Origin of the sequence: Moorena sp. SIO3E8 (assembly GCF_010692445.1) — a bacterium.
Classification (GTDB): Bacteria; Cyanobacteriota; Cyanobacteriia; order Cyanobacteriales; family Coleofasciculaceae; genus Moorena; species Moorena bouillonii.
The window spans coordinates 1-3,711 of the sequence record NZ_JAAHHM010000277.1; the positions used below are offsets into that span (position 1 = coordinate 1).

The 3,711-nt window shown below is 46.3% G+C and carries 3 protein-coding genes and 1 pseudogene; 1 reads left to right on the top strand and 3 read right to left on the bottom strand.

Annotated features, from left to right (window positions below; all coding sequences use genetic code 11):
* Positions 1 to 115: 115 nt before the first annotated feature.
* On the bottom strand, positions 116 to 1,261 hold the full coding sequence (locus tag F6K46_RS38735) for a hypothetical protein (RefSeq protein ID WP_293066124.1): 1,146 nt from the start codon (positions 1,259 to 1,261) through the stop codon (positions 116 to 118).
* 186 nt (positions 1,262 to 1,447) lie between these two features.
* Positions 1,448 to 2,029 carry a type IV pilin-like G/H family protein gene (locus F6K46_RS38740; protein WP_293066121.1) on the bottom strand — a complete coding sequence of 194 codons (582 nt, stop codon included), beginning with the start codon at positions 2,027 to 2,029 and terminating at the stop codon, positions 1,448 to 1,450.
* Between the two features lie 726 nt (positions 2,030 to 2,755).
* On the opposite strand from F6K46_RS38740, the gene F6K46_RS38745 reads away from it, so the two are divergent.
* A complete protein-coding gene (locus F6K46_RS38745; RefSeq protein ID WP_293066119.1) occupies positions 2,756 to 3,562 on the top strand; it encodes a Uma2 family endonuclease in 807 nt (268 codons plus the stop codon).
* Here the strand turns inward: F6K46_RS38745 and F6K46_RS38750 are convergent.
* Positions 3,526 to 3,711: pseudogene (locus F6K46_RS38750) on the bottom strand (glycosyltransferase WbuB); the annotation flags it as partial. The gene F6K46_RS38745 and the pseudogene F6K46_RS38750 sit on opposite strands and share 37 nt — an antisense overlap.

Sequence of the window (3,711 nt, forward strand, 5' to 3'; positions counted from 1 at the left end):
GGCGAACCTGGCTTGAAAACTCTCTGGCGAGGGCTTTCTACCTTTTACCATTTGTTTGAAGGTTCACAACTTGCTTCTACGTCCTAGTCTCTATCACTGTTTCGACTACTTTTGCCTAATGGATAGCCTTATTAAGGGGGGATCCATGCTCAATTCCCCCCTTAATAAGGGGGGTTAGGGGGGATCCATACCACTCCGCTCTTTCCTTGGCATAAACCCGAATATTCCTCTCGAACACCTCAGCGATTTGATTCAAAATTGGTCTAAAATGGCCAGGCTCGTCCTGAAAATGAACCAGAGGAAAGAATGGGGTAAGCAGACGCAGAGTCTCAACATCAGACAAGTTGGCTGGTTGTTCCTTAATTAGTGAAACCAGCAGTGATTCTAGGGTCTGGCAAGCCGCAGAAACCTCCTGCCAATAGCCCCCCGCATTCATTATCCCCCGCAATACCAAGTTAATTCCAGATATTTGGTCTGGTAAGGATTCGGATAAGGAATAGCACAACTTAGCGGTTTCTATGCCCTGGTCATAATTACGAGCATTTTGATAAAAGGTAGCGAGATGTCGTAATATTTCTATATTATGAGGATTCTGAAGATTTAAGGAGCGATAACGTTCCAGAAAACTAGCAGCAATGGTCGGTTGCTTTAAAGTATGACCAATTTTCATACAGGCTGACAGCAACGGCCAAAACCAAAACTCAGGATTAGGCAGGTAAGCTAAGCAAGCTTCGGTGAATGCTAGGGAGGCGGGATGCAATGGTTCGGCTTCTAGTATCTGCTTCAAAACCTCTTTTAATAACTGGTGATTGCATTCTATCCTTGGCTGGGTTTGTAGCAGTTCAATCACCCCCAGCTCCGTCAAGTCATCACCCCTAAAGGTTTCTAGCTTGATGCTTAGGGCAATAATTTCCAAGAGATTAGTTAGATCCGTGGGGCAAATTTCCCGCATATGCTGGCGGATTGCCCAGGCTACCGCATAATCCCCTAACTCCTGCCTGCGCTCAGCTTCCCTTTGCAACACCTGGAGCAGTTCCTCAATCCACGTCTCTAATTGGTCTGACTCCGCCTCCGCCATCACCAGCAGCCAAGTGGTTTGGGCTTCGGTTTCTTGACCCTGCAATAGGAATAGTAACCCTAAATGCCAGTAGTAAGGGATGACATCAGGTTCTGCTTCAATAGCCTGTTCGTATAAGCTTGCGGCTTTACTATAGTCCCCCTTGATTAAATATTGCTCCGCTTGTTGCTGCCAGTTAGTCATATTTTTTTGCTATTTATATTCAAAAGACCACCCTATTTTCTAATACCATTGAAATCCTGATTAAAGTGATTGTCCACTTAAGTATTTCCATAAAACAAAGTGGGTAGATGTTTCTACCCACTCTAACTAAATATCTAATTTTCGGTGATTCAAACTGTTGTCACCAAGGTTTTAGCCTAACTATCATCAGTCATCCTTACCTGATAAATTGTTCCAATTTTCCGTGTCTACACATTTAGGCTGTTTATTTACAATCCTGATTGTTTGACCCTCGGCGATTTCACCTCCAACTCCCCGAGCTTTTCTCGCTTCACACAATATAGCCAAGGTGGTTGCCTCACTGGTCTCTATTATCTCACCTAAGATTACGACGCCCTGATATGCCCTAAGAGGAGCTGAAGCAAGTACAGGGTCTCCAAAGTTAGATACCTGTGCTGGATCGGCGTTGTTGTCCCCCTCGACCCCGTATTTGTAGTTCTCAGTCTCTGTGGCAACCCCAAGACCTAGCTCACCAAAATCACTAGTCTCAGTTACAAATCCATTATTTTCCAAGTAGTACGCTTGCTGAGCGCGATTCATAGAACCGACATAAGTTTTAGCTTCTGACTGCTTGGCCTTATTAGCTTGGTTCAAGAAAGAAGGCAGAGCAATGGCAGATAGAATTCCAATAATGATGATTACAACCAGTAGTTCAATTAGAGTAAAACCTTCGTCTTGCTTCTTCTGGGTCAGGTGCTGAAGCAGTTTAACTTTTAGTTCAGTTTTCATAAGTCTTTCTGGAGGTGTGGGATGCTGATTTATTGTAAGTATTCAGCGGTCAGTGGTCAGTGGTCAGTGGTCAGCTTATTTTATTCAAAAGTCAAGTAATGTGGCACAGGCTTCCAGCCTGTGATCACCCATAAGCTGAAAGCTGTTCGCGTAGCGTGCGCGTAGCGCTAATCGCTGACCGCTGATAGCTGAATGCTTATGAATTGTTTTCTTCTAGACTTAACTTACCCACTTGTTTCAATTTTCATATCATCTAGGGGAAAAAATTTTTTGAGGTGTGGGGATCCCCCTCCCGTCCCCCTTAATAAGGGGGAAGCTAGAGATAAGATTAATGCGATCGCAAACGGTAGATGTAGGGTGGGCAGTGGATCAGCAAGATCAGATCAGCAACCGATAGCTAAAGTAAGCACTGCCCACCAGCAACGGATGAATCGGTCTGGTTTTCATTAAGATTGCTATAGTAAGCAACTTTTAGATTAGGACTTACGCATTTGCCCCCGTGTGTCCCCCAATTCTGGGGGACTTTAACTCAATTTCCCCCCCAAAATTGGGGGGCTAGGGGGGCGAAATCAAGTTAACCGCGTAAGTCCTGTAGATTAATGCGATTGACCTTTGGTCACGCTTCGCGAACGCAAATCTCGAAATTAATGCGATCGCTGACGGCTGATAGCTGATAGCTGATAGCTAACAAGACAAGTTCCCATAAATTCTCAACACCTTCGAGCTATGGTTCAGTCCAACACCACCATTGACGAACAACTGCGCCCGTTTCCAGACCATACCCAACTGCCAGAATCTGATGGAACCTTTGTGAAAAATTTTCAGGAACATCCCCAAAGCATTCTTCTGACTGACTCCATCGAACCAGTCTTGCAAGAGCTTCACCCGGACAATCGCTATGCCATTGGTCAAGATTCTGGGATTTACTGGCGGGAGACTAACCCTCCCGAAAAAGGTGCAGAAGCCCCGGATTGGTTTTATGTGCCTGACGTGCCGCCCCGACTGGATGGCCAGATTAGACGCTCTTATGTACTGTGGCGGGAATATATAACACCTTTGATTGCCCTAGAGTTTGCATCGGGTACAGGAACCGAAGAACGGGATCAAACACCGTTGCAAGCAGTAGATGGCAAGGTTCAAAAACCAGGTAAATTCTGGGTATACGAGAAAATTATTCGGATTCCCTATTACGGTATATTTATGATCAATACCGGGGAGTTGGAAGTGTACCACTGGGAAGATGGCACCTACGAGCGCCTGAGTCCCAACGAGCGTAACCACTATCCCATTAATAGAATGAATGTAGAACTAGGAGTGTGGCGAGGCACGTATCTCGGTCTAGCGGAACAACCTTGGTTGCGATGGTGGGATCGAGAGGGAAATCTATTACTGACTGGCCAGGAGCGAGCAGCGTATGCGGAGGCTCAAGTCCAGCAGGAGCAACAAAAGCGGCAACAGTTGGTAGCCCAATTGAAGGCTCTTAGTCCGGAACAACTTCAGGCACTAGGTATTGATGCGGGACTTTTGGAGTAGGGAATCGGGAATCGGGAATCGGGAATCGGGAATCGGGAATCGGGAATCGGGAATCGGGAGTCGGGAATCGGGAATCGGGAATCGGGAATCGGGAATCGGGAATCGGGAATCGGGAATCGGGTATCGGGAATCGGGAATCGGGAATCGGG